Raw genomic sequence first — 24695 nt, 5'->3', positions numbered from 1 at the left:
CGTGGGCGCGATCACCGGAACGTTCAAGGGATTCGGTGTCACCTTCTCGCACATGTTCAGGAAGGTCGTCACGACCGACTACCCGTTCAAGCCGCCGGTGTCGGCGCCGCGCTACCACGGGCGGCACATCCTCAACCGGCACCCGGACGGCCTGGAGAAGTGCATCGGCTGTGAGCTGTGCGCGTGGGCCTGCCCGGCGGACGCGATCTACGTCGAGGGTGGCGACAACACCGACGAGCAGCGCTTCTCGCCGGGTGAGCGGTACGCCAGCATCTACCAGATCAACTACGCCCGGTGCATCTTCTGCGGGTTGTGCATCGAGGCCTGCCCGACCCGGTCGCTCACCATGAGCAACGAGTACGAGCTGGCCCGGGACAACCGGCAGGACCTGATCTTCACCAAGGAGCAGTTGCTCGCGCCGTTGCTGGAGGGCATGGAGCAGCCGCCGCACCCGATGCGCCTCGGTGACAGCGAGAAGGACTACTACGTCGGCGCGTTGGACAACCCGGGCACCTCCGCCGGTGCGGAGACGTCCCCGATGGGTCCCGGCCGCTACCAGGTCGAGGAGCACCCCGGCGTGACGTTCCCGGGCGCCGAGCAGGCCGCCCAGCGCGTCGCGGCCGGCAAGGGAGAGGAAGCATGACCACGTCTACGGTGCTCGCCGCCGCCGGTACGGTGTCCGGCGGCGAGGCGGTCACCTTCTGGATCCTCGCCCCGCTCGCGCTGATCGGCGCAATCGGGATGGTGGCCGCGCGCAACGCCGTGCACTCGGCGCTGTGGCTGGTGCTCACCATGCTCTGTCTGGGCGTGTTCTACGTGCTCCAGGCCGGTCCGTTCATCGGCATGGTGCAGATCATCGTCTACACCGGCGCGATCATGATGCTGTTCCTCTTCGTGCTGATGCTTGTCGGTCGGGACTCGACGGACTCGCTGATCGAGACGCTGCGGGGCCAGCGGGTCGCCGCGATCGTGCTCGGCCTGGGCTTCGCCGGCCTGGTCGCCACCGGCCTCTACCAGGCGCTGGACGGGACCACCGCGGTCGGCCTGGAGCAGGCCAACACGGAGGGCAACGTGCAGGGCATCGCCCGGCTGCTGTTCACCAAGTACGTCTTCGCGTTCGAGTTGACCTCGGCACTGCTGATCACCGCGGCGGTCGGTGCGATGGTGCTGGCCCACGTCGAACGGCGGAAGCAGGACAAGGTCGACCAGGTGTCGACCATGCGGGCGCGCTTCGCCCCGGGCAACTACCCCGGACCGAAGCCCGGCCCCGGCGTCTTCGCGACCTCCTCGTCGGTGGCCACCCCGGCCCGGCTGCCCGACGGCCGCCTGACCGACCGCAGCACCCCGGCGATCCTTCCGCAGCGCGAGCTGACCGCCGAGGAGACGGCTCTGAAGGGTACGGACCGGTGAGCGCGAGGAGTGCAGCGAAGCGGAGCCCCAGCCGCCCGCGCGAGGAGAGAGCGCAGCGAGCCCCGCAGTCGCGGGCAGAGGGCTGCCCAGTCGCGAACGGAAGGCAAACCACGTAATGGGATCGTTCTTCTCGGTCGAGCCGACCTACTACCTCGTCCTCGCCGCGGTGTTGTTCACCATCGGTGCCTCCGGGGTGCTGATCCGGCGCAACGCGATCGTGCTGTTCATGTGCGTGGAGCTGATGCTCAACGCGGCCAACCTGACGCTGGTCACCTTCAGCCGGATCAACGGTGATCTCAACGGTCAGATCATGGCGTTCTTCGTGATGGTGGTGGCGGCGGCCGAGGTCGTGGTCGGGCTCGCGATCATCATGTCCATCTTCCGGACGCGACGCTCGGCGAGTGTCGACGACGCCAACCTGCTCAAGTACTAGAGGGGTCCACCGGTGGAAGAGACTGTGGAATACGCCCAGGCCACGGGGCTGCTCGGGGGCGTCTGGCTGCTGGTGGCGATCCCGCTGCTCAGCGCGGCCATCCTGCTGCTGCTCGGCCGCCGGGCCGACCGCTGGGGGCACTGGTTGGGCGTCACCGCCATCGGTGCCGCGTTCGTGCTCGGCCTGACGTTCTTCGTCCAGCTTCGCGGCCTGGAGAACAAGTCGGTCGAGCTGAGCCTCTGGGACTTCATCGCGGTCGGTGATCTGCGGGTCGACTTCGGCCTGCTGTTCGACCCGCTGGCCGCGGTCTTCGTGCTGCTGATCACCGGGGTGGGCTTCCTGATCCACCTGTACGCGGTGGAGTACATGGCGCACGACGCGGGCCGTCGCCGGTTCTTCGCGTACTTCAACCTGTTCGTCGCGGCGATGCTGCTGCTGGTGCTCGGCAACAACTACGTGATGCTGTACTTCGGCTGGGAGGGCGTCGGGCTGGCGTCGTACCTGCTGATCTCCTTCTGGACCGAGCGGCCGAGCGCGGCCACCGCCGGCAAGAAGGCGTTCCTGATGAACCGGGTCGGTGACGCCGGCCTGGCCATCGGCATCTTCATCATGTTCGCCACCCTGGGCACCACCCAGTACGACGAGGTGTTCAACGGTGTCGGTGCGCTGACCGGCGCCACCGTGCTGGTCCTCGGCCTGCTGCTGCTGCTCGGTGCGGCCGGCAAGTCCGGCCAGTTCCCGCTCCAGGCGTGGTTGCCGGACGCGATGGAGGGCCCCACTCCGGTGTCGGCGCTCATCCACGCCGCCACCATGGTCACCGCGGGCGTCTACCTGATCGCCCGGTCCAACCCGATCTTCTCCGCCAACTCCACGCTCCAGCTCGTGGTGGTCAGCGTCGGCGCGCTCACCCTGCTGATGGGCTGCATCATCGGCGCGGCCAAGGACGACATCAAGCGGGTGCTCGCCTGGTCGACGGTGAGCCAGATCGGTTACATGTTCCTCGGCGTCGGCCTGGGTGGCGGGGCGTACGCGCTGGCCATCGTGCACCTGCTGGCGCACGGGTTCTTCAAGGCCAACATGTTCCTGGGCGCCGGCTCGGTCATGCACGGCATGAAGGACCAGGTCGACATCCGCCGCTTCGGCGGGCTGTCGACGTACATGAAGGTCACCTGGTTGACGTTCATGATGGGCTGGCTGGCCATCATCGGCATGTTCCCGTTCTCCGGCTTCTTCTCGAAGGAGCCGATCATCGTGGCCGCCTTCGAGCGGGAGGACTGGACCGCCTGGCTCTTCGGCGGGGCGGCGCTGCTTGGCGCGGGGCTAACCGCGTTCTACATGACCCGGCTGTTCGTGCTCACGTTCCACGGCCCGAAGCGCTGGACCGACGACATCGAGCACCCGCACGAGTCGCCGAAGCTGATGACCATTCCGCTGATCCTGCTGGCGGCCGGTTCGGTCGGCGCTGGTTTCCTGCTGTCCACGTCGGTGCCGGACTGGCTGACGGCGACCGCCGGCCTGGGCGGCGAGCACGCGGAGCACGAGGCGGTCCTCTCGCACGCCGTGATCACCACGCTGTCGCTGCTGGTGACCGTGCTCGGGGCGGGGCTGGCCTGGTTCCTGTTCCGGGCCGGTACGGCCACCGCACCGCAGCCGGCCGGGGTGCTGGTCACCGCCGCCCGGCGCAACCTGTACGCGGACGCGGTGAACGAGGCGGTCTTCGAGAAGCCGGGCATCTTCCTCACCCGGGCGCTCGTCTACCTCGACAACCGGGGTATCGACGGGCTGGTCAACGGGCTCGCCGCCGCGGTCGGCGGTGGCTCGGGTCGGCTCCGGCGGATGCAGACCGGCTTCGTCCGCTCGTACGCCACCTCGATCCTGGCCGGTGCGCTGCTGGTGATGGCGGCGTTCCTGGCGGTGCAGGCGGGGTGGCTGGCGTGATCGACCTGTTCCCGGCCGCCCCCGCCGGCGGACCACGCAGTGACGACGGAGGTAAGGCCGCATAATGTCCAACTTCCCGTTCCTCTCGGTGCTCACCGTGGCGCCACTGGTGGGCGCCCTGGTGGTGGCCTTCCTGCCGCGCCATCGGCCGGAGCTGGCCAAGCAGGTGGCGTTCGTCTGGTCGCTGCTGGTGCTGGTGCTCTCGGTGGTGATGTGGGTCAGCTTCAACGCCGGCGGTGACCGGTTCCAGTTCCGCGAGTCGTACTCCTGGATTCCGAACTGGGGGGTCAGCTTCACCTTCGCCGCCGACGGCATCGCGCTGGTGATGCTGATGCTGATCGCGGTGCTGGTGCCGCTGGTGATCCTGGCGTCGTGGCACGACGCCGAGTCGTCGAAGCGGTCGGTGCCTGTCTACTTCGCGCTGCTGCTGGTCCTCGAGTGCACGATGATCGGTGTCTTCGCGGCCGCCGACGTCTTCCTGTTCTACGTGTTCTTCGAGGTCATGCTGGTGCCGATGTACTTCCTGATCGGCAGCTACGGCGGCCACCAGCGGCAGTACGCGGCGGTGAAGTTCTTCCTCTACTCGCTCGTCGGCGGTCTGTTCATGCTGGCCGCCGTGATCGGGTTGTGGGTGGTCGGTGGCAAGACCTTCGACTGGCAGGCGCTCTCGCAGGTCGACATCAGCACCGGCACCGAGCGGTGGTTGTTCCTCGGCTTCTTCCTCGCGTTCGCCATCAAGGCGCCGTTCTTCCCGTTCCACACGTGGTTGCCGGACGCCGGTGGGGCGGCCCCGGCTGGTGCTGCGGCCCTGCTCGTCGGTGTGCTGGACAAGGTCGGCACGTTCGGCATCCTGCGCTACTGCCTGCCGCTGTTCCCGGAGGCGTCGAAGTGGTTCGCGCCGTGGGCGCTGGCGTTGGGCGTGATCGGCATCGTCTACGCCGCGCTGCTGGCGGTCGGTCAGAACGACCTCAAGCGGCTGGTGTCGTACACCTCGATCGCGCACTTCGGTTTCATCGGGGTGGGTATCTTCGCCTTCACCACCCAGGCCGGCACCGGCGCGGTGCTCTACATGCTCAACCACGGCCTGGCCACCGGCCTGCTGTTCCTGGTGGTGGGTATGTTGATCTCCCGCCGGGGTTCCGCGTTGATCAGTGACTTCGGTGGTGCCGGCAAGCTGGTCCCGGTGCTCGCCGGGGTGCTCTTCTTCGCCGGTCTCGCCTCGCTCGCGCTGCCCGGTACGGCGCCGTTCATCTCCGAGTTCCTGGTGCTGATCGGCACCTTCACGGTGAACAAGCCGGTTGCGATCATCGCCACGCTCGGCATCATCCTGGCCGCCGCGTACGTGCTGTGGATGGTGCAGCGCACCACCCAGGGCACCCTCAACCCGACGCTCACCGAGGTCGACGGCATGCGCCGGGACCTCAACCTGCGCGAGAAGGTCGTGGTCGCTCCACTGATCGCCCTGATCGTGCTGCTCGGCTTCTTCCCCAAGCCGGTCACTGACGTGATCAACCCGGCCGTCCAGGCGACCATGGACGACATCGGCAGAACCGACCCGGCCCCGTCGGTCGGCACCGTCCAGGAGGCGCGCCGGTGAGCGCGAGGAGTGCAGCGCAGCGGAGCCTCGCAGTCGCGAACGAAAGGTCGGCACAGTGACCGATATCAAACTGCCGTCGATCGACTACGCGGCGCTCTCCCCGATTCTGATCATGCTGGGCACCGCCCTGCTCGGCGTGCTCGTCGAGGCCCTCGTGCCCCGGCGCTGGCGGCACGTCGTGCAGTTGACGTTGGCGCTGGTGGCGGTGCTCGCGGCATTGACCATGGTGGTGCTCAACGCCGACGAGCGGATCATCACCGCCGGCCAGGCCCTCGCGATCGACGGTCCGACGCTGTTCCTCCAGGGCGCGATCCTGGTGTTGGCCGCGATGGCGCTACTGCTGATCGGTGACCGCTCGGTCGAGCTGGGTGGGGCGTTCGTCGCCCAGGCCGCGGTGACCGCCGAGTCGGCCGACGACCGGCGGCAGGCCGAGGGGCGCAACGGTCTGACCGAGGTCTACCCGCTGACCACGTTCGCGATCGGCGGCATGCTGATCTTCGTGGCGGCGAACGACCTGCTGACCATGTTCATCGCGCTGGAAGTCTTCTCCCTGCCGCTCTACCTGCTCTGCGCGCTGGCCCGTCGTCGCCGCCTGCTGAGTCAGGAGGCCGCGATGAAGTACTTCCTGCTCGGCGCGTACGCCTCCGCCTTCTTCCTGTTCGGGGTCGCCCTGATCTACGGCTTCACCGCCGGTACCCCGGGCCGGGTGGCCGGCGTCGACTTCGCCACCATCAACGCGGCGGTGAGCGAGTCGCCGGCCAGCCAGGTGCTGCTGTTCGCCGGCATGGCGCTGCTCGCCATCGGCCTGCTCTTCAAGGCCGCGGCGGCGCCGTTCCACGTCTGGACCCCGGACGTCTACCAGGGCGCCCCGACGCCGGTCACCGGTTTCATGGCGGCCTGCACCAAGGTCGCCGCGTTCGGTGCCCTGCTGCGTGTCTTCCACGTCGCGTTCGCCGACGCCAACTGGGACTTCACCCCCGTCCTCGGTGTGGTGGCGGTGCTGACCATGCTGATCGGCGCGGTCCTCGCGGTCACCCAGACCGACATCAAGCGGCTGCTCGCGTACTCCTCGATCGCCAACGCCGGCTACCTGCTGGTCGGTGTGTTGGCGCCGAGCCGCGAGGGGCTGGCTGGCACGATGTTCTACCTGGTCGCGTACGGTTTCTCGGTGCTGGCCGCGTTCGCGGTGGTGACCCTGGTGCGCGACGCCGACGGGGAGGCCACCCACCTGTCCCGGTGGGCCGGGCTGGGCCGCCGCTCGCCGTTCTTCGCCGCCCTGTTCACCTTCATCCTGCTGGCCTTCGCCGGTATCCCGCTGACCAGCGGCTTCATGAGCAAGTTCGCCGTCTTCGGGCCGGCGCTGGAGGGTGGTCAGGCCTGGCTGGTGATCGCCGGTGTGCTGACCAGCATGGTGCTGGCGTTCCCGTACCTGCGGGTCGTGGTGATGATGTGGCTGTCCGAGCCGGGCGAGTCCACCCCGACCGTCACCGTGCCCGGTGGGCTCACCTCCGCCGCGTTGATGATCGGTGTACTGGCGACCCTGGTGCTGGGTGTCGCCCCGGCGCCGCTGCTCGAGCTGGCCACCGGAGCTGCCGAATTCGTTCGATGACCGAGGGAACGATCACCGGGGGTTGGCGCGTGTTCACGGGCCGGCCCCCGGTGCGTATCCCCGGCCCGGAGCAGGTAGAACGGGTGTGGCATGGTTGATGGCGTGGTGAATCCGGCGGGCGAGCGTTCAGGTTCCTCCGGCTCCGGCGGTCGGCGGGGTCGGGCGAGCACGAGTCAGTTCGGCGCGCTCGGCCTCCATCTCGCCGATCCCCGCGTCGAGGCGTCCGTGCTCGGTGTACTGGACATGGTCGAGGTCGAGTTGCGGGCCAGTGTGGCAAGCGCCGACCCGTTCGTCACCGAGGCTGCCCGGCACCTGCTGGAGGCCGGCGGGAAGCGCTTCCGGCCGCTGCTGGTGGCGCTCGGCGCCCAGTTCGGCGATCCCAGCGGCGCGCAGGTGGTCCCGGCCGCCGTGGTGATGGAGCTCACGCACCTCGCCACCCTCTACCACGACGACGTGATGGACGAGGCTGCCGTCCGTCGGGGCGCGCCGAGTGCGAACTCCCGCTGGACCAACTCCGTCGCCATCCTGGTCGGCGACTACCTCTTCGCCCGGGCGGCGGACATCGCCGCCGATCTGGGCCCGGAGGCGGTCCGGCTGCAGGCGCGCACCTTCGCCCGGCTCGTGCACGGTCAGATCGCGGAGACCGTCGGTCCCCGCGTCGACGACGATCCGGTGACCCACTACCTGCACGTGATCGCCGAGAAGACCGGCTCGCTCATCGCCACGTCGGCCCGGTTCGGCGGGATGTTCGGTGGCGCCCCCGCGGAGCACGTGGAGGCGCTCGCCGGGTACGGCGAGACGATCGGCGTCGCCTTCCAACTCTCCGACGACCTGCTGGACATCGCCTCCGAGTCGGGTCAGTCGGGCAAGACGCCCGGCACGGACCTGCGCGAGGGTGTCCCGACGTTGCCGGTGCTCTACGCGCGCGCAGCGGACGACGCCGATGCGTCCTCGGTGCGGCTGCGGGAGATCCTGGCGACCGGCCCGCTGACCGACGACGCGCTGCACGCGGAGGCGTTGGGGCTCCTGCGGGAGAGCCCGGCGCTCAAGCGCGCCCGGGAGACCGTTCGCAGTTACGCCGAGGACGCTCGCGCGCGCCTGGGCCCGCTTCCGCAGGGTCCGTCCCGGCAGGCCCTCGAATCGCTCTGCGACTACATCGCCGATCGCACCAGCTGACCCCTGCGGTCCACACGCCAGCACCTCCGCCGCTCAGCGGTGATCATGAGGTTATCGCCGCAACACGCCGTGTGATCCGACGATAACGTCATGATCACGGCGGGGTGGAGCGGTGCGGGTCAACAGGCGACCGCCGACGAGCATGAGAGCGGCGGCGAGCAGCATCGCCACGGCCGCCGTTGTCCACATCACGGAGTAGCCGAGGTGGGCGGCGAGCGGGCCGAGGCTCAGCGGGCCGAGACAGCCGCCCGCGTACACCCCGGTCTGGGTGATCGAGGTGGCGGTGGCCGGTGACTGCGGGTGGAGTCGGACCACCGCGAAGTTCATCAGGCCGGGCCAGGCCCACCCCAGGCCGAAGCCGAGCACCACGCCGGCCACCAGTGGCACCGAGCCGGTCGCCGCGAGCAGGGCCAACCCGGCCGCGCCGACGACGAGCATCGCGGCGATGAGGGCGACGTGACCGGTGTCGCGCCGATCGGCAAACCAGCCGGCAGCCACCCGGGCCACCATGCAGACCGTGCCGCCCAGGGTCAGGGTGAGGCCCGCGATGCCGGGCGAGAGACCCCGAGCAGCGGCGGAGTCCACCAGGAAGGTGCCCAGCGTGTTGGCGGCGGCCGCGGCCAACGTCGCCGCCGCGCCGATCACCACGAGCGCCACCGTCGCCCGACCCGCGCGTGCCGCGCCGGCCCGCCGCGCCGGGCCGGGCAACGGCCGGGGTACGGCGGGCAGCGTCGTCAGCGCGGCCACGGCGGCCGCCACGAACGCCCAGCGCCAGCCCACGGTGAGCGCGAAGGCGGGCACCGCCGCCCCGGCCAGCAGGGTGGAGGCGGGGATGGCGGCCTGTTTGACGCCGAACGACAACCCTTGTCGTCGGGCCGGCACGTGCTGGGCCAACGCCGCGTTGCTGGCCAACTGGCCGAGCGCGTTCGCGGCGGCGCTGAGCGCCAGCAGGCCGACGAGCGTCGGGTACGACCGGGCGAGGGCGGCCACGGCCAGCATCGACCCGGCGGCCAGCACGATGCCGCAGCGGGCCACCAGGGCCGGCCCGTACCGCTCGACCAGCCGGCCGGAGGGTACCGAGGTCAGCGCGCTGACCCCGAAGTAGACGGCCACGGCCAGGCCGAGGCCGGCCGGGGAGAAGCCGAGGTCCGCCCCCATCTGCACGGCGAGACCACCGAGCAGGAAGACGGGCAGTACGCAGGCCACGGTGGTGACGACTGCGCCGGCACTGGCCCGGACCGGGCGGGGTCGGGCGGTGGTCGGGTCGGGGGTGGAGACGGTGTTGGTCATCGTCCGGCAAAGCTACGTGAACCCTACTCAAGCAACTCTTGGTGACCATCGGGGTACACACTGTTGGTGATGATCTGGCATCCTCCACCCGAACAGGCATTTCGCACTGGGCCTGTTTTTCATATGGTGTAAGTCCCCGGCGGCGGAGGTGGTTGTGCGCGACCCCTTGGCAGAACCTTCGGATCTGATCCGCAGCGTGTCCCGAGCGCTGCGGGTGTTGGAGTCGGTAGGTCGTGCCCCGAAAGGCCTGACCGTCAAGCAGATCGCCCGGCGGTGTGAGCTGACGGTGGCCACCACCTACCACCTGGTCCGCACGCTCGCCTACGAGGGTTACGTGATTCGTCGCGAGGACGGCACGTACATCGTGGGGTTGGAGGTGGCCGACCGCTACCGGGAGTTGGTGACGGCGTTCCGCGGCCCCCCGGTGGTCGGTGAGACGCTGCGGCGGGCCGCCCTGGACACCGGCTACAGCCACTTCCTGGGTCGCTTCGTCGGCGGACAGGTGGCCCTCACGGCGGTCGCCGAGGGGCACCGCTCGCCGTACCTGGAGGATCTGGTCCCCGGCTTCGACGAGGGGGCGCACGCGACGGCTCTCGGCAAGTCACTGCTCGCGACCCTGACCGTCGATCAGCGCTACCGCTACCTGCGCGAGTACGGCATGCGCCCGTTCACCAGCGCCACGCTGACCGCCACCGAGGCGTTCGAGGCCGACCTGGCCGCCGGCGACCGGCGTGGCATGCAACTGGAGATGGGGCAGTTCCGCCAGGGGGTGGCGTGTGCGGCGGTGCTCGTCGCGCCGGACAAGGACATGGAACGCCGCGTCGTGCTGGCGTGCGCGTTGCCGGCCAGCGAGATGATGACCTCCGCCCGGGTGGTCCGCGCCAAACTGCTCACCGTCGCCCGCAGCGTCGCCGACGGCATCGCCGGCGACACCTGACGTCCCACCGACGGCGAGAGGCCCTCTCCCGGGCTGGGAGAGGGCCTCTCGTGGCGGTCCAGCGCCGGACCCGCCGTGAGTGACGTTCAGCGATCCACCGACCGTGGCGGCACCGTCAGCTGCCCACCGGGCCGCCGTCGAGACGCCAGGTGACCACCACGCCCGGCTTGGCGTAGTCGCCGTCGGGCCAGTTCGAGGCCGGGTTCTCCACCGAGGCGCCGGTGATCTCACCCGGGTGCTGCACGGCGACGAAGACCGAGCGGTTGTCGCCGGTGATGAACGGGCCGCAGGTCTCCGCGCCGATCGGCACGGTCAGGAACTGCTTGAGGTGACCCCGCTCCGGGCCCTCGACGGCGGTGGCGAACAGGCCGTCGTTGCTGCCCAGCGCGTTGCCGTCGGTGGAGATCCACAGGTTGCCGGTGGCGTCGAAGGCGACGTTGTCCGGGCAGGAGATCGGGGAGACCCTGGTCTTGTCGTACCCGGCGAAGATGGTCGACGGGTCGGTCGGGTCGCCACAGACGATCGGCAGCGACCAGGCGAACGTCTCCGCGGTGTTGTCGTTGCGGTCCTCGACCAGCTCCAGGATCTGCCCGTGCTTGTTGGCGTTGCGCGGGTTGGCCTCGTCCGCCGCGGCCTTGCCGGCCTTGCCGCGGTCGGTGTTGTTGGTGAGCGCCACGTACACCTTGCCGCTGAGCTGACTCGGCTCCACGTCCTCGGGGCGGTCCATCTTGGTCGCGCCGACCTTGTCGCCGGCCAGCCGGGTGAAGGTGAGCACGTCGGCGGCGGTCATCCCGTCGACGAACGACCGGTTGCCGCTGACCAGCTTGATCCAGCGCCCCCGGCCGTTGAACGCGCCGTCGGTGGGGAGTTGGCCCGAGCCGTCGATCTCGGCGGCGCTGGTCTGGTCGAGCTTCGCCACGTAGAGCGTGCCGGACTCCAGCAGGGTCAGGTTGTGCTTACGGGCGGCCCAGGAGTTGCCCTTGAGGAACTTCTGGTCCGAGACGAACTTGTAGAGGTAGTCGAACCGCTCGTCGTCGCCCATGTACGCGACCACGTGGCCGTCCTTCGCGACGATCACGTTCGCGCCCTCGTGCTTGAACCGGCCCATCGCGGTGTGCTTGCGGGGGCGGCTCTCCGGGTCGAACGGGTCGATCTCCACGATCCAGCCGAACCGGTGCGCCTCGTTGGGGTGCCTGGCCAGGTCGAAACGCTCGTCGGCGCGCTCCCACTTGCGGCTGCCGCTGGGATAACGGCTCGCGGTGCCGATGCCGTAGCGGTCCAGCTTCGGCTTCAGCTCGGCCGGCGCGGCGTCGGCGCCCACGAAGTACTGGTTGAAGTTCTCCTCACCGGAGAGCACCGTGCCCCACGGGGTCACGCCACCGGCGCAGTTGTTGAGCGTGCCGACGACCGTACGACCCTTGGGGTCGGCGGCGGTCCGCAGCCAGGCCGAACCGGCGGCCGGGCCGGTCAGGTCGAACCTGGTGGCGAGCGCGGTGACCCGCCGGTTGTACGGCCTCCGGCCGGTGTCGACGGGCTTCCACTGCCCGGTGCCCGCGACCCGCTCCAACTCCACCACCGACATGCCGTGCGCGGCCATGGCGGTGCGGAGCTGCTCGACGGAGAGCCCGTCCAGGCCGGGGAAGCCCGGGAACATCAGGTCCTCGTTGGTGTACTCGTGGTTGACCACGAGCAGCGCGCGCCGGCCCTGCTTGTCCAGCGGCAGCACGCCCACGAAGTCGTTGTTGTAACCGAACTGCCTGGACTGCGCCGCGGCGGTCTGGTGGTGCAGGTCGAACTCGGGCGCACCCGGCAGCACCGGGTCACCCCACTTGATCACCACGGCGTGGTCGTAGCCGTTCGGGACGACCAGGGTGTCCAACTTGTTCGGTGGGATCGGCTTGAAGGTCAGCGCGCCGGTGCCTACCCCGGTGCTGGGCCGGCCGAAACCGAAGGACTCCGGGACGTCCGGGGTGGCGGGGGCAGCCAGGGCCGGGGCCGCACCGGCAGCCGCGCCGCCGAAGCCGAGGACCAGCGCGCCGACCGCGCCGGCCCGGACCACGCCGCGTCGCGAGACCTCCGCGTGCACCACGTCTCCGAAGTACGCGTTGTCGGAGGTGTTCGGTACCGGGTGGTCACAGGCGTTTCCGCAGCGGTACAGACAGGTCATGGCGTCACGGGTGCCATGGCGGGTGCCGGTCAACAGGGGGAGCAGCCGGGGGCGGTCGCTCATGGGGGAAGCCTCCAGAGAAGTCGGTGGCACGGCAGGCGGCGTACCAGGCGGACGCTAGGAGGACGTGGTGAGCACCCGTCGGCCACGATGTGAACCGGCCGTGAACACCTGTGCGGGTGGCTACCGCACGTAACCGGTCTGACCTCGGGCTGAACCGATCGGCGTGACCGCACGTATTCCCGAGCGAACGCAACGCCGGACGCGCGCCGGAAGCGAGGGAGACCGCCATCAGCGACCACGACGCCCAACTGCTGCGCGCGCTGCACGACGAGCACGCGGATGCGCTGTACGCGCACGCCCTGCGGCTGGTCAACGGCGACCGGCAGCGAGCCGAGGACCTGGTGCAGGAGACGCTGCTGCGGGCCTGGCGACATCCGGAGTCGCTCGACCCTCAGCGCGGTTCGGTGCGGTCCTGGCTCTTCACCACCGCCCGGAACCTGGCCATCGACGCCTGGCGGCGGCGCTCCACCCGGGTCGGTGAGGTCTTCACCGACGACCTTCCCGAACCGCCCGAGGTGATCGACGAGGCCGAGCGGGCGGTGGAGGCGTGGACCGTCGCCGAGGCGCTCAACCGGCTCAGCCCGACCCACCGGGAAGTGCTCGTCGAGTGCTTCTACCAGGGACGGTCGGTGGCCGAGGCGGCGTCCCGCCTGGGCGTGCCACCGGGGACCGTGAAGTCCCGCACCCACTACGCGCTGCGGTCCCTACGGTTGGTCCTGGCTGAGATGGGAGTGACGGGATGACCCGGTGCGAGTTCGCGCACGACGACGGCGCGTACGTGCTGGGTGCCCTGGCCCCCGCCGAGCGGGCGGCCTACGAGCGGCACCTTGGCGGCTGCGCGTCCTGCCGGGAGGCGGTCGCCGAGATCGCCGTCCTGCCCGGGTTGCTCGGCCGGCTCGACCCGGTGGGGTTGGAGCAGATCCTGCCGCCACCGGCTCCGCCCCGGGTGCCCGCGTTGCTGGAGGAGGCCCGGCGTCGTCGGCGTCGGGAACGCGCCACGGACCGGCGACGGTACGCGCTGACCTCGCTGGCCGCCGCCGGGCTGGCCGTGCTCGTCGGTGTGGGCACCGCCGTGGTGCTGCCCCGGACCGCCGGCCCGCCCGGCCCGCCGGTCGCCCAGAGCAGCACGCCGGCGCCGCAGGTGTCGATGGTCGCCATGCGTCCGGTGGCCAGCACCGGACCGGTGCACGCCGACATCGGGCTGATCGGCACCAAGTGGGGCACCCGGGTGACCATGCACTGCGGGTACGACGCGCGGACGAGCTACGGCAAGGCGTACCCGTTCCGGCTGGTGGCGCACGGTCCGAACGGCAGCAGCGAGCAGATCGGTTCCTGGCTGGCGGCCCCCGGCGACGACCTCAGCTTCTCCGGCCTCACCCGCTTCACCGACGCCGAGCTGGTCAGCGTGGAACTCCAACGATCCGACGGCACACCCCTGCTGACGTACGCGGTCCCCTGACCTGCCCAGGCGCAGGCGGGGTGGGTCAGAGGGCCGGGACGGGTGTTTCGGCCGCGGCACGGGTGCGGTGGGACTGGCGGGAGCTTCGGACGGCGTCGGCGGTGAAGACGATCAGGGCCAGCCACACCAGCGCGAACCCGGCGAGGCGGGCTGGTGGCATCGGCTCGTGGAAGATCAGCACGCCGCAGCCGAGCTGGAGGATCGGCGCCAGATACTGGATCATGCCGAGACCGCTCAGGGGTAGCCGGTTGGTCGCCCCGGCGAACAGGAGCAGCGGGATCGCCGTGGCCACGCCGGCGAGCACTAGCAGCGCGGTGTGCCCGGCCGAGACGTGGCCGAAAGTGGACTGCCCGCGGCTGGTGAGCCAGGCCAGGTAGCCCAACGCCGGAAGCGCCAGCACCGCCGACTCGACGAAGAGACCCTCCGCCGGCGGCAGCCCGAGCCGCTTCTTGACCAGGCCGTAGCCGGCGAAACTGAACGCCAGCGTCAACGCCAACCAGGGCACCCGGCCGTAGTCCACGGTGAGCACCACGACCGCCGACGCTCCGATTCCGAGCGCCAGCCACTGCGCCGGGCGTAGCCGCTCCCGCAGCACGGTCACCCCGAGCAGCACCACGACCAGCGGATTGATGAAGTAGCCGAGCGCCGTCTCGACCACCCGGTTGGAGTTGACCCCGTAGATGTAGGTGCCCCAGTTGACGGCGATCAGCATGGCGGCGACGACGATCCCGGCCATCGCCCAGGGACGTCGTACCAGCGCCCGCAGGAAGCCGATGTTGCGCAGCGCCGCCAGCAGCAGGGCCACGAAGACCACCGACCAGACGATCCGGTGGGCCAGCACCTCCAGCGGCCCGGCAGGCCGCAACAGTCTGAGATACAACGGAAAGAAGCCCCAGAGCAGGTACGCGCCGAAGCCGTAGAGGTATCCCAGGCGAAGTGGCGTCACCCCTCCACCGTAAGGGGCGTACTGATGCTTTGCTCCTTTCTGGTGACCGGGGTCACCGGGGTACGCCGGTCGAGCTGCATCCACCGCTCCGGGACGTCCAACGGCGTGAAGCCCGCCCGCGCGTACACCTCGTGCGCATCGTTCGTGATCAGCAGGATCCGGCGTACGCCGAGGTCGTCCAGGTGGTCGCGGATCGCGCCGGCCAGCCAGCCGCCCAACCCGCGGCCGCGGGCGGCGCGGTCGACGTACACATCGCAGAGCCATGCGAAGGTGGCGCCGTCGGTGACCACCCGGGCCACCGCCACCTGCCGGCCGTCCTCGGGTCGGTAGACGCCGAACGGCAGCGAGCCGGCGAACGCCCGTGCCGTGGTCTCCCGGTCCCGACCGAGCGCCCAGTACGCGTCGGTGGACAACCAGAGATGCACGAGGGCCAGATCGAGTCGGGCGGGGTCGTTGCTGAGCAGATAGCCGTCGGTGCGAGTCAACGAGAACACGCATCGACGCTAGCCGCCCCGATGGGCGGCCAGACCGGCCAATTCCCAGATCCTGGTCACTGGCCGGCCGTGGTCGCAGCCCGCGGTGGGCCGGATCGACTCCGGTCCGTGGACGGTCAGTCCCGGTCGAGGACCGCGCCGAGGATCCAGGTCACGATGCTCACGAACAGGGCACCGAGCACCGCGGCCGGCCAGAAACCGTCCACCGTGAACGGCAGCCCGGCCTGGTCGGCGATCCAACTGGTGAGCAGGAACAGCAGCCCGTTCACCACAAGCGCGATGAGACCCAGGGTCAACAGGTAGAAGCCACACCCGACGGTCTTGATGACCGGCTGGAGGACCGCGTTGACCACGCCGAAGATCACCGCCACCAGGAGCAGCGCGGTGACCGTCTCGACGGCGGAGTCCGACTCCAGCGAGATGCCCGGAATGAGGAGTGTGGCCAGCCAGAATGCCAGCGCTGTGCTGGCCAGCCGAATCAGCAGACCTTTCAGAAAACCCATGGCGGGGATCGTGCCACGGACCTCGCACCGGCGTAACCCGCCAGTTGACCATGCCGGTGGGTCAGCCGCGGCCCGGCCGACCGATCAGTTGTGCCTCGATCGGCGTGGGGGAGAGCAGCGCCCAGCGCAGCGCCCGCCGGTTGACCACGGCGACCATGTCGTCCCGGATCCGGGTCAGCCACTCGGCCGAGCCGCCCAGCCCCAGGGCAGCGCCGGCCAGCGCGGCCTCACTGTCGTCAAGCGGTTGCAGCAACGCGAGGTCGGCCCGGCTCAACGCGTCGACGTCGGCGGGGGTCAACTCGTCCCGTACGACAAGCGTGGCCCGCCACGGCGGATCCGGCTCGGCCTCCGCCGGCACCGGCCCGGAATCGACGACCAACAACAACGGACGCAGGGCGGTGCCCACCCCGTCGGCGACCCGTCGACCCGGCGGGAGCAGCGGGATCGTCCCGCCCGGTGCGCCCACCCCCCGGACGAACGGCTCCCAGGTGCGTGGCCGTGCGGTCTGCACCACCACCAGCGCGCCGAGTGCCAGTGCGCGCAGGGTCACCAACTGGGCCGCGCGCACCCCGCCGACCAGCAGTACCCGGGTGCTCTCCGGCCGGAAGAGTCGCACGGTGACGGCCCTGCCATGCCGATTCGTGCCGACCATCATGCCCGCGTCGCCCAGGGTCAGCTCCCAGTCGTCCATCGCGATGCGTGGCCAGGCCCCGGGTGTGGTCAGCGCCAGCGGCAGCGTGGCGGCCAACCCGGGCAGGTGAGCACCGTCGAGGCGTCGCAGCTCCCCGCCCAGGTCGGCCACCAGCCGGTGCAGCGCCTCGGTGGCGGCGGTCAGCTCGGTCGTCGTCGTGGCGGTCAGCCGTACGGTCAGCTCGGTCGGCACCGGGCCGGCGCCGGTGCTCGGCGACGGGCCCGCGGTGATCGACACGGTCGTCGCGGTCGCCGGCAGCGCGAGCATCCGGGGCACCAGCCGCGGCCCACCCGGAGCGCCCGACTCCGGCCACCGGACCAGCCGGAAGGTGGCCTGCACCAGGGCGCCGGCGCGCAGGGCCGGCCAGGACTCCCGTACCGGCTGGCCGTCGTGGTGGGCCAGCTCGGCCAGGACGCGCAGAGCCGCGGGTACACCGAGTGGCCGCGCGGTCAGCGGTCCGAGTCGGCGGACGACGCGACGTACCGTGCCGGCCAGCACCCGGCGCAGGTCTTCCTCCGACCACCCGTCCACCCGCGGCACCCGGATCGCCACCACCGCCCGCTCCCGCCCGGGGAGCCGCCCGTCGGTGAGCTGCCGGTACGACGTGCCGGCCGTGCCACCGACGGCCGGCACCGGCGCGGGCGACCCGGCGAGCAGCAGTTGGACCCGCAGCGGGGGCACGTCCGGACCGGCCGGGGGCAGCAACGCGGCCGGCGCGGGGATCGCCCGGGACACGTCGCCGAGCAGGTCACCGGGGTCGCCGAGCTCCAGTAGCGCCACCAGGCCCGCGGTGTCCACCAGAACGGCGGCCGGACCGCCGGTCAGCTCCGTCGAGCGGACGACGGTGCCGGGAGCGACAAGTTCGAGCAGTTCGGCCGCTCCGGTCGGCCCGGCCAGCGTCCGGCGGCGGGTCAGGTGCCCGACCGCGGTGCCCAGCCACTCGAAGAGCCACCGACCCCGGAAGCGGACCCCGGCGACCGCCAGCAGCAGCGCGGCCACCAGTGCGACAGTGATGACGACCGGCGCGGGCCGGCCCACGGCGGTGAGGACGAGCGCCGCCGCGACCTGCGCGGTGACCAGTTGACCGGCCCGTACCCCGGTGCCGGCCCGCCGCTCGGACCAGGCCCAGCGGTCCAGGGGTGGCCGGCGGCGGGCGGTGTGCGGACCGGTGGGGTGCGGGCTGACCTCGGCACCCCCCGGCTCACCCGGCCCGATCGCTCGCGGGCCGGCGCTCGGCCCGGACCCGACCGGGGTCGCCGGGTGCGGCCCTCCGGTGGTGATCGCCGGCACCGTGCCTCCTCGACCAGTGGGACCGGGGTCCCGGCGACCGGCCCGCCCTCCGACGGCCCGTCACTCGCCGCGACGTGGCTGCGGCACATCGTAAGCGACCGATGGCTCACGTGGTTGTCCACAGGGGAGACGGCAGGGGTAGCAGAACCGCAACGAGGCCGCTACCGTCAGCCACGAAGTCATCGCTGACCCGCGTCTCAGTGCTCGACGACCGGGCCAAGCGAACGACGCGTCCACAGGGCGGGCGCGTCGACGGCCAAGGCGCGATCAGGGAGACGAGGTGACGTCCGGGTGTCCCAGACCCAGGCAGAAGCCGCGGTGATGCAGCAGACCGCCGCGAAGTTCGAGCAGATCGACCAGTCGTTGCAGTCCATGCTGACCGGCCTGCTGGCCGAGCTGCAGGTGTTGCAGCAGGCCTGGCGTGGTGCTGGCGGCCGGTCATTCGAGCAGGTCAAACAGCAGTGGTCCCAGGACCAGGTGGCGCTGCACCGGGCGCTGCGGGAGACCGCCGGGGCGATCCGCACCGCCGGCCGGCAGTACGACGTCTCCGACGACGAGGTGGCCAGCCGGGTTGCCGGCACCAATCGCGGCGGCATCCAGCTGCCGCTCTGATCCCGATCGGGAGGGAAATCCGATGGACCATGGTGTGCTGGTCGTCAACTTCGCCGCGCTCCAGCAGGCCGGCGCGGACATTCAAAAGGCGCTGAACACGCTCGACTCGCAGCTCGGTCAACTCGAACGAGACGCCGCCCCGCTGGTGGCGAGTTGGACGGGTGAGGCCCGTCAGGCCTACGAGCAGCGGCAGGCGCGGTGGCGGTCCGCCTCGCAGGATCTCCAGGCGATGTTGCGGGACATCAAGGTGGCGGTGCACGACTCGGCCACCGACTACCTGGACACCGAGAAGAAGAACACCGGGCTGTTCCAGTGAACGCGGTGGGTCGGGAGCGCTGACCGTGTCCCGGTCAGGCACCCACCCGCCGCAGGTCGTCGGTCCGGGCGGTCGGCTGTCGGGGTCAGGCCGGGTCGGCCGGGCGCCAGCGTCGCCGGGCACCGTGGGGCACCACCAGAGCGAGCAGCGCCACGCTGGCCGCCACCGTGCCGACCGCCGCGGCGACCAGCAGGGCGCGCTTCTGCGCGGTCGCCCGGCGGGCCTGGCGGGCCAGCAGTGCCGGGTCGGCCCGGTCGTCGGCGAGCACGGCGGCCGGTCGAGGATCGGCCGCGCGGCTGCCGCTGGTCTCGGTGACCGCCCGGTACGGGTTCAGCACGCCGGCACCGTACCCGCCGCCGTGGCCCGCGTCGGGAGCCGGATCGGCGGTGGCGATGATCCGTTCCGCGACCTGGGCGGCGGTCAACTCGGGCCGGTACTCGCGCAGCAACGCGGCGGTGGCGGCCACGAACGGCGCGGCGTAGCTGGTGCCCTCGACCTGATGATGGCCCGATCCGGGGGCGGCGGTCAGCACCTCGCTGCCCGGCGCGACCAGGTCGACGTACGAACCGGTCTGGGAAAAGGCCGCCCGTCCACCGTTCGCGCCGATCGCCCCCACGCCGAGCACCCCGTCGTAGACGGCGGGAAACGGTCGGGGATCCCCGCCGTCGTGCAGGTTGCCGGCGGCGGCCACCAGCACCACGTCCCGGTCGACCGCGTACCGCACGGCGGAACGGACTTCCGGGTCGTCCGCGTACAACACGACCGACAGGTTCACCACGTCGGCGTCGTGGTCGACGGCCCACCGGATGGCCTGGGCGAACTCGTCGGCGCTGACCGTGCGCCCCGACTCGCGCCCCTGCACCACCTGCTGCTCACTCACCCGCACCGGCATGATCCGGGCATCCGGCGCCAGACCGCGGAAGGCGACTCCGGGCTGGGGCGCGGCCGCGATGATGCTCGCCACACCGGTGCCGTGGCCGGCGCAGTCCCGGCTGCCGTCGCCGCCGGGGTCGAGCAGATCGGTGCCGGCCAGCACGCGCCCGGCCAACTGGGGGTGCACCCGGTCCACCCCCGAGTCGACCACCGCGACGGTCACCCCGGCGCCGGTGGCCAGCGGCGCGAGCCGGGTCGGGTCGTACCGCTGCTGTGGCCAGGGTGTGGCCGTGACCGGCTGGACGGGGGCGAGTGGGGTTGTGCACGCCGGTGCCGTCCGGAGCCCGGCGGTGGCGGCGACGGTGGGGAGGACCGGTACGGTCAGCACGCTGACGGCCAGACCTGCGAGGACCGGGCGCGTGATCGATCGGGACATCGACAGCCTCCGTATCGTGTCGGCTCCGGAACGGGATGTTATCGGCTCGCCCGTGCCCCGGCGGACCGCCGACGGCCAGCCATTGTGATCTTGGTACCACCTTGTAGGTTGTACGCGATACCTGTGGCCTGTTCTCGGAAGGGGAGGTGGCCGTGACCGCATGGGAGCCGGCCACGGAGGCCGAGGTGGCGATGCGCGACGCGCTGAGCGCCAACGACCAGGAGCTCTACTTCCGACTCCTGTCCCGCACCGACCTGTTGCTGCCGGTCTCCGCGCCGGCGCAGCCCGGCCAGGCACCACCCGGGTGGGGCACCTGGACCACCGGTGGCCGGACGCACGTGCTGGCCTTCACGTCCGCCGCCGCACTGCGGGTCTGCCTCGGTGAGCACCCCGGCACCAACCGACGCGTTCCCTTCGCCGACCTCGCGGTCGGCTGGCCCAACCAGGAGTGGTGGCTCGCCGTCAACCCGGGTCTGCCCGTCGAGGGCTACCTGCCGGCGTGGTTCGTGTCTCAGCTCTCCCGGGGTGACGTGCGCCTGCCCGGCCGTGCCATGGGCGCCCGCGCCCGGTTGGAGCGGGCCGAGACCCTCGCCCGCACCCGCACCGGCACGCCCGGTCGGGACGCCGCGCCGGCTGCTGGATCGCCTCCCACGACGGGTGCGACACCGTCCGGCCCCACCCCGGTCCCGCCGGCTCCGGTGCCGCCTGCCGCGGTTCCGCCGGCTCCGGTTCCCGCTGCTCCGGTGCCGCCTGCTCCGGTTCCGCCCGCTCCGGTGCCGCCCGCTCCGGTTCCGCCTGCTCCGGTTCCGCCCCGGAGGGCCGCGTGGGATCCGGCGAGCCGGCCGCCCGGCGCCCCGCCGGCGCCCGGCCCGGCGTCGCGGACGCCCGGCCCCGTCGAGCCGTCGCGCCGACCCTACGAGGAGGACCTACCCGCCGCCGGTCAGCGGCACCGGAGCGCCCCGCCCCAACCCGGAGCGCCGGGCATCGGCGCCCTGCCCCGCAGCGGGCGGCCGTCCCGGTTCACGCCGTTGGCACCCACCGACCGTCCCGGTGTCGGTCCGGCCGACGCCCCCGGGCCGGGCGTGGGCTGGCCGGCAGCGAATCGGCCCAGCGATGCCGACGGCCCGGCAGCGGCCAACGGCAACGGAGGCCCCCAGCCCGCTCGGCGCTCCTTCTTCGAACCCACCACCGCCCGGGAACGGGCGTCCGACCCGCCGCTGGGCGGTGGGCGCTCCGCTGGCCGGGCGGCTCCGCCGACCCGCTTCGGGCGGGGCAGCCAACCCTTCCCTCGCCGCCGTCCGGCCGATGCGCCGGCCGAGGAGGCCGCGACCCGGGCCTTTCCGATGACGGATCCGGACGCCACCAGGCCGCTGCGACCGCCGACCGGCGACCTCGGCGCGTTCCGAGGGGCACGCGCACCCGCGCCCGGCGAGGAGATCACCCAGCCACTGCCACCGCGCCGACCCGCCCCGGTGGCCGAGGAGCCGACCCGCGCCTTCCGGATGACAGGTGAGCAGCCGCTGAGCCGGGTGCCGGAGCGGCCCAGCCCGTCGGCGGACGTGACCCAGGCGATCCCGCACGACCGGCCGAGCCGATTCGGGCCGGTGGAGGAGTTGTCGCCGTCCGTCGCGGAGCCGGTCTCCAGCCCGCCCGCGCCGCGCCGCGGCTTCACGCCCATCGTCATCGAGGGCACCATCATCGAGTCCCGCGACCTCACCGAGCCGGTCGAGACAAGCGGTCTGTTCGACCCGGCCCGGCCGTCCCGCCCCGCCCAGGCCGCCCCGCCGCGGTACGAGCCGGCGCCCTCCGGTCCGGACCTGTTCCGGCCGTCGTCCTTCAGCCCCAGCCCGTCCGGTCCCGCGTCGTTCGACCCCGGTCCGAGTCCATCGGCGTCGCCCTCCAGCGCCCCGCTGGACGGGGGCCACACCCTGGACGACCTCGGCGGCGTCGGCACGGGCGGCGGGCACACCGACGACCACGGCGGCGTCGCGGTCAGTGGCGACCGCACCGACGTCGACGGCTCGTCGGTAGGCGTGACCGGGGCGGATCGAGTCGCCGGCGGCGAGAACGCGACCGGGCACGGCACCGGGCAGCCGCCGCCCGTCGACGAGCCGGCCCCGGTCGAGTTCGAGCCGGCCAACACCGTCGAGGAGGACCTCCTCGGTGCCGCAGGTGCCGGCAGCACCGACACGTTCCTGTCCACGCTGCTGCTGGCCCGGGTGCTGCTGCCGGCCGCCCCGGATTCGCTGCCGGGCAGCCGTCCCGGTGATTCGGGCTTCGTCTGGCGGACGGCGCAGCTCGACGGCGAGACGTACGTGGTGGTCTACACGTCACCGGAGCGCCTCGCCGACCACGTCGAGGGCGACGTGGTCACCGTCCGCGTGAAGTTCGCCCAACTGATCCGGCGGTGGCCCGACGAGGACTGGTCGTTCGCCGTCAACCCGGGCACTCCGGTCGGTGCCAAGTTGCCCGGTGAGCAGATCGTCGCGTTGGCCAACTGGGCCGCCGAGGTGGGGCTCGGTGACGACCTGGAGGTGGACCCGGAGGAAGCGCCGGCCGTGGCGGAGCCCACCGCCCGCCCCCGGTACGCCCCGACGGCGGTCGACCCGACCCGACCGACGGTCATGCAGAAGGCGGTCGCGCCCAGCCAACTCGCCTACTACCTGGACCGCGGGTACGACCGGGTCTCCGGCTTCGTGCACCGCGCCGGTGAGCTGGCCCACCTGACCACGCCCGCGCAGGTGTACGAAGCACTCGGCCTCAGCTACCCCGGTTCGCCGTTCGCCCGGGACGCCGAGGAGATCTACGTGCTGCGCTGGCCGGCGCACCGGCCGAGCCTCTACCGGATCCCCTACGGCGGTCAGAACGAGCCGGCGATGCGGGCCATGGAGGGGTGGGTCATCGAGCGTCCCCCCTTCCGAGGCAACGGCTTCGCCCCGGGCGAGAGCAGCGACGTGGTAGCGGAGTTCAAAGTGGACAGCGCGCGGCTCCCGCACGGCGCGCAGCTCTGGCGGATCGGCGCGGACGGCACCGAGCGGGTGATCGCCGAACTGGACACCGACACGGTGGCCTGGCGACGGGTCGGTGAGGCGTGATGCGCGACGGTTACGTGGCCCGGTGGCAGGGCCGGGAATACCAGGCCAGCCCGGATGGCGACAACATCCGCCTCTACCAACGAGAGCCGGGCGAGGGCTTCGAGGAGGTCCGCGCCGGCCGGTACGTCCGGGTGCTGCCGACGAGCGAGATCGAGGACCTGGCGTACGTGCGGACCACCTGCACCTGGCAGGGGCAGCCGTTCATCGTGCTCGGCGAGCACGACGCCTGGTTGCGGGTGGAATACACGGGTGGCCGCTGGCCGGTGGCCGAGGCGATGCGGCTGGAGGTCTTCGACTTCGGCGTCTACCAGGGTTGGGCGCCGGCCTCCGAGGTCACCGACCTCCGGGAGCAGCGGGTCTGAGCGGTCAGCTCTTGGCCCAGCGCAGGATTTCGCCGAGCACCAACTCCGGTGCCTCCAGGTGCGGAAAGTGCCCCACCCCGTCGAGCAGCCGCCACTCGTAGGGGGCGACGACGTAGCGGCCGGAGCCCAGGGCGGTACGCGGCAGGGAGGCGGTGTCCAGCGCGCCGTGCAGTTGCAGGGTCGGGGTGGCCAGCGGCTTCTGCATGAGGCGGACGAACCGGTAGCCGTGCAGCCGCAGTAGCGAGCGGAACGCCCAGCGGTAACCCTCAAGCGCGCAGAACGCGGCCTGTGGGATGCACATCGCCTCCCGGCACCGCTCGGCGTACGCCTCGAAGTCCGGCCCGGCGACCCAACGTGGCCCACCCCAGCGGCGCAGGATCTCCGCGATGGCCGCCGCGCCGTCCCGGGTCAGTACGTGCTCGTAGCGGGGTAGCTGAAACTTCAGCGCGGGAGTGGAGGCGGCGAACTGCCCGCGTGGGTCGGCGAAGATGCCGGCGCGCAGTCGCAGCGGATGTGGCGCCCCCAACACCACGAGGCGGCGGACCAGGGGCGGGTGGAAGGAGGCCACCGTCCAGCCCACCATGCCGCCGACGCCGCTGCCGACGATCGTCGCCGACCGTTCACCGAGCGCACGGATCAACCCGGCGATGTCGGCTGCGAGGGTGTAGCCGTCGTACCCCCGGGGTGGCTTGTCGCTGGCGCCGTAGCCGCGCAGGTCGACGGCGACCGCCCGGAAGCCGGCGTCGGCGACCGCCGGCAGCATCTGGTGCCACGCCCACCAGTGCTCCGGGAAGCCGTGCAGGAAGAGCACCATCGGCCCGGTACCGGCCTCGACCACGTGGAACCGGGTGCCGTTGGCGCCGACGAAACGGTGCGTCCACGGCCCCTCGGTGAGGACACAGGACTCGTCGACGACTCCGCCGCGCTGGTCGGTCATGGCAGACAGCCTAGGACCCGGTTGTCGCAGGCGGCCCCGGCGGTCGCGTTGAACAGGGAGA

22 protein-coding genes are annotated in these 24695 nt (G+C 71.7%); 14 read left to right on the top strand and 8 right to left on the bottom strand.

The genetic code is table 11. The features are described from left to right. Position 1: 1 nt before the first annotated feature. The 7 genes from nuoI (at position 2) to AB0C25_RS13595 (ending at position 8163) form a co-directional block, all read left to right on the top strand. Positions 2-643 (top strand): NADH-quinone oxidoreductase subunit NuoI, encoded by a 642-nt coding sequence (nuoI, locus tag AB0C25_RS13625; RefSeq protein WP_112585694.1) that lies wholly within the window; start codon positions 2-4, stop codon positions 641-643. Beyond that, positions 640-1410, top strand: a complete 771-nt coding sequence (locus AB0C25_RS13620) for an NADH-quinone oxidoreductase subunit J (protein WP_357372897.1) — start codon at positions 640-642, stop codon at positions 1408-1410. The genes nuoI and AB0C25_RS13620 overlap by 4 nt, the downstream gene beginning before the upstream one ends. Before the next feature lie 115 nt (positions 1411-1525). Continuing rightward, positions 1526-1843 (top strand): NADH-quinone oxidoreductase subunit NuoK, encoded by a 318-nt coding sequence (gene nuoK / locus AB0C25_RS13615; protein WP_357251518.1) that lies wholly within the window; start codon positions 1526-1528, stop codon positions 1841-1843. Between the two features lie 12 nt (positions 1844-1855). Then, positions 1856-3781: an NADH-quinone oxidoreductase subunit L gene (gene nuoL, locus AB0C25_RS13610; protein ID WP_357251521.1), complete on the top strand. Its 1926-nt coding sequence runs from the start codon at positions 1856-1858 to the stop codon at positions 3779-3781. A 64-nt stretch (positions 3782-3845) separates the two neighbouring features. Beyond that, positions 3846-5378: an NADH-quinone oxidoreductase subunit M gene (locus tag AB0C25_RS13605; RefSeq protein ID WP_357372896.1), complete on the top strand. Its 1533-nt coding sequence runs from the start codon at positions 3846-3848 to the stop codon at positions 5376-5378. 55 nt (positions 5379-5433) lie between these two features. Continuing rightward, entirely contained in the window at positions 5434-6987 is a 1554-nt protein-coding gene (gene nuoN / locus AB0C25_RS13600; protein WP_357372894.1) for an NADH-quinone oxidoreductase subunit NuoN, read from the top strand. A 90-nt stretch (positions 6988-7077) separates the two neighbouring features. Continuing rightward, positions 7078-8163, top strand: coding sequence for a polyprenyl synthetase family protein (locus tag AB0C25_RS13595; protein WP_357372892.1), 1086 nt, complete (start codon positions 7078-7080; stop codon positions 8161-8163). Between the two features lie 51 nt (positions 8164-8214). Here AB0C25_RS13595 and AB0C25_RS13590 read toward each other — a convergent pair whose 3' ends face one another. Further along, positions 8215-9453, bottom strand: coding sequence for an MFS transporter (locus tag AB0C25_RS13590; protein WP_357372890.1), 1239 nt, complete (start codon positions 9451-9453; stop codon positions 8215-8217). A 154-nt stretch (positions 9454-9607) separates the two neighbouring features. Here AB0C25_RS13590 and AB0C25_RS13585 point away from each other — a divergent pair, with 154 nt between their 5' ends. After that, entirely contained in the window at positions 9608-10390 is a 783-nt protein-coding gene (locus AB0C25_RS13585; protein WP_357372888.1) for an IclR family transcriptional regulator C-terminal domain-containing protein, read from the top strand. A 115-nt stretch (positions 10391-10505) separates the two neighbouring features. On the opposite strand, the gene AB0C25_RS13580 is transcribed toward AB0C25_RS13585, so the two are convergent. Then, complete coding sequence (locus tag AB0C25_RS13580; protein ID WP_357372886.1) at positions 10506-12620, bottom strand: PhoX family phosphatase; 2115 nt, start codon at positions 12618-12620, stop codon at positions 10506-10508. A 248-nt stretch (positions 12621-12868) separates the two neighbouring features. Here AB0C25_RS13580 and AB0C25_RS13575 point away from each other — a divergent pair, with 248 nt between their 5' ends. Together AB0C25_RS13575 and AB0C25_RS13570 are read left to right on the top strand one after the other, a co-directional pair. Next, a complete protein-coding gene (locus AB0C25_RS13575) occupies positions 12869-13363 on the top strand; it encodes a sigma-70 family RNA polymerase sigma factor (protein WP_357373362.1) in 495 nt (164 codons plus the stop codon). After that, the gene (locus AB0C25_RS13570; RefSeq protein WP_357372884.1) at positions 13360-14079 is read left to right on the top strand and encodes a zf-HC2 domain-containing protein; all 720 of its coding nucleotides are present in this window, start codon (positions 13360-13362) and stop codon (positions 14077-14079) included. Before AB0C25_RS13575 ends, AB0C25_RS13570 begins: the two co-directional genes overlap by 4 nt. Positions 14080-14104: 25 nt before the next feature. On the opposite strand, the gene rarD is transcribed toward AB0C25_RS13570, so the two are convergent. The 4 genes from rarD to eccE all read right to left on the bottom strand — a co-directional run bounded on the left by rarD (position 14105) and on the right by eccE (position 17850). Next, positions 14105-15025 (bottom strand): EamA family transporter RarD, encoded by a 921-nt coding sequence (gene rarD / locus AB0C25_RS13565; protein ID WP_357372882.1) that lies wholly within the window; start codon positions 15023-15025, stop codon positions 14105-14107. Then, complete coding sequence (locus AB0C25_RS13560) at positions 15022-15519, bottom strand: GNAT family N-acetyltransferase (protein ID WP_357372880.1); 498 nt, start codon at positions 15517-15519, stop codon at positions 15022-15024. Before AB0C25_RS13560 ends, rarD begins: the two co-directional genes overlap by 4 nt. A 116-nt stretch (positions 15520-15635) precedes the next feature. Further along, positions 15636-16022, bottom strand: coding sequence for a phage holin family protein (locus AB0C25_RS13555; RefSeq protein WP_357251549.1), 387 nt, complete (start codon positions 16020-16022; stop codon positions 15636-15638). Positions 16023-16083: 61 nt separating this feature from the next. Continuing rightward, on the bottom strand, positions 16084-17850 hold the full coding sequence (eccE, locus tag AB0C25_RS13550) for a type VII secretion protein EccE (RefSeq protein ID WP_357373360.1): 1767 nt from the start codon (positions 17848-17850) through the stop codon (positions 16084-16086). 444 nt (positions 17851-18294) lie between these two features. On the opposite strand from eccE, the gene AB0C25_RS13545 reads away from it, so the two are divergent. Then, positions 18295-18615 (top strand): WXG100 family type VII secretion target, encoded by a 321-nt coding sequence (locus AB0C25_RS13545; protein ID WP_357251555.1) that lies wholly within the window; start codon positions 18295-18297, stop codon positions 18613-18615. Between the two features lie 22 nt (positions 18616-18637). Then, positions 18638-18931, top strand: a complete 294-nt coding sequence (locus AB0C25_RS13540) for a WXG100 family type VII secretion target (protein ID WP_357251558.1) — start codon at positions 18638-18640, stop codon at positions 18929-18931. Positions 18932-19016: 85 nt separating this feature from the next. On the opposite strand, the gene mycP is transcribed toward AB0C25_RS13540, so the two are convergent. Then, entirely contained in the window at positions 19017-20240 is a 1224-nt protein-coding gene (gene mycP, locus AB0C25_RS13535; RefSeq protein ID WP_357372879.1) for a type VII secretion-associated serine protease mycosin, read from the bottom strand. 152 nt (positions 20241-20392) lie between these two features. Here mycP and AB0C25_RS13530 point away from each other — a divergent pair, with 152 nt between their 5' ends. Together AB0C25_RS13530 and AB0C25_RS13525 are read left to right on the top strand one after the other, a co-directional pair. Further along, positions 20393-23335: an SseB family protein gene (locus AB0C25_RS13530; protein WP_357372877.1), complete on the top strand. Its 2943-nt coding sequence runs from the start codon at positions 20393-20395 to the stop codon at positions 23333-23335. Further along, a complete protein-coding gene (locus AB0C25_RS13525) occupies positions 23332-23697 on the top strand; it encodes a hypothetical protein (RefSeq protein ID WP_357372875.1) in 366 nt (121 codons plus the stop codon). The genes AB0C25_RS13530 and AB0C25_RS13525 overlap by 4 nt, the downstream gene beginning before the upstream one ends. 4 nt (positions 23698-23701) lie before the next feature. Here the strand turns inward: AB0C25_RS13525 and AB0C25_RS13520 are convergent, their stop codons facing one another. Beyond that, positions 23702-24634: an alpha/beta hydrolase gene (locus AB0C25_RS13520; RefSeq protein ID WP_357372873.1), complete on the bottom strand. Its 933-nt coding sequence runs from the start codon at positions 24632-24634 to the stop codon at positions 23702-23704. Positions 24635-24695: the final 61 nt, after the last annotated feature.

Origin of the sequence: Micromonospora sp. NPDC048839, assembly GCF_040649915.1 — a bacterium.
Lineage (GTDB): Bacteria > Actinomycetota > Actinomycetes > Mycobacteriales > Micromonosporaceae > Micromonospora.
The sequence above is the reverse complement of the archived record's forward strand: the minus strand, read 5'-3'. Positions and strand labels throughout refer to the sequence as shown.

Bases quoted from the DNA above. Each gene is read 5' to 3' on its own strand.
- AB0C25_RS13620 (WP_357372897.1), top strand. From the start codon at position 640: ATGACCACGTCTACGGTGCTCGCCGCCGCCGGTACGGTGTCCGGCGGC.
- nuoK (WP_357251518.1), top strand. From the start codon at position 1,526: ATGGGATCGTTCTTCTCGGTCGAGCCGACCTACTACCTCGTCCTCGCC.
- AB0C25_RS13605 (WP_357372896.1), top strand. From the start codon at position 3,846: ATGTCCAACTTCCCGTTCCTCTCGGTGCTCACCGTGGCGCCACTGGTG.
- AB0C25_RS13595 (WP_357372892.1), top strand. From the start codon at position 7,078: ATGGTTGATGGCGTGGTGAATCCGGCGGGCGAGCGTTCAGGTTCCTCC.
- AB0C25_RS13590 (WP_357372890.1), bottom strand. From the start codon at position 9,453: ATGACCAACACCGTCTCCACCCCCGACCCGACCACCGCCCGACCCCGC.
- AB0C25_RS13580 (WP_357372886.1), bottom strand. From the start codon at position 12,620: ATGAGCGACCGCCCCCGGCTGCTCCCCCTGTTGACCGGCACCCGCCAT.
- AB0C25_RS13570 (WP_357372884.1), top strand. From the start codon at position 13,360: ATGACCCGGTGCGAGTTCGCGCACGACGACGGCGCGTACGTGCTGGGT.
- AB0C25_RS13555 (WP_357251549.1), bottom strand. From the start codon at position 16,022: ATGGGTTTTCTGAAAGGTCTGCTGATTCGGCTGGCCAGCACAGCGCTG.
- AB0C25_RS13540 (WP_357251558.1), top strand. From the start codon at position 18,638: ATGGACCATGGTGTGCTGGTCGTCAACTTCGCCGCGCTCCAGCAGGCC.
- mycP (WP_357372879.1), bottom strand. From the start codon at position 20,240: ATGTCCCGATCGATCACGCGCCCGGTCCTCGCAGGTCTGGCCGTCAGC.
- AB0C25_RS13520 (WP_357372873.1), bottom strand. From the start codon at position 24,634: ATGACCGACCAGCGCGGCGGAGTCGTCGACGAGTCCTGTGTCCTCACC.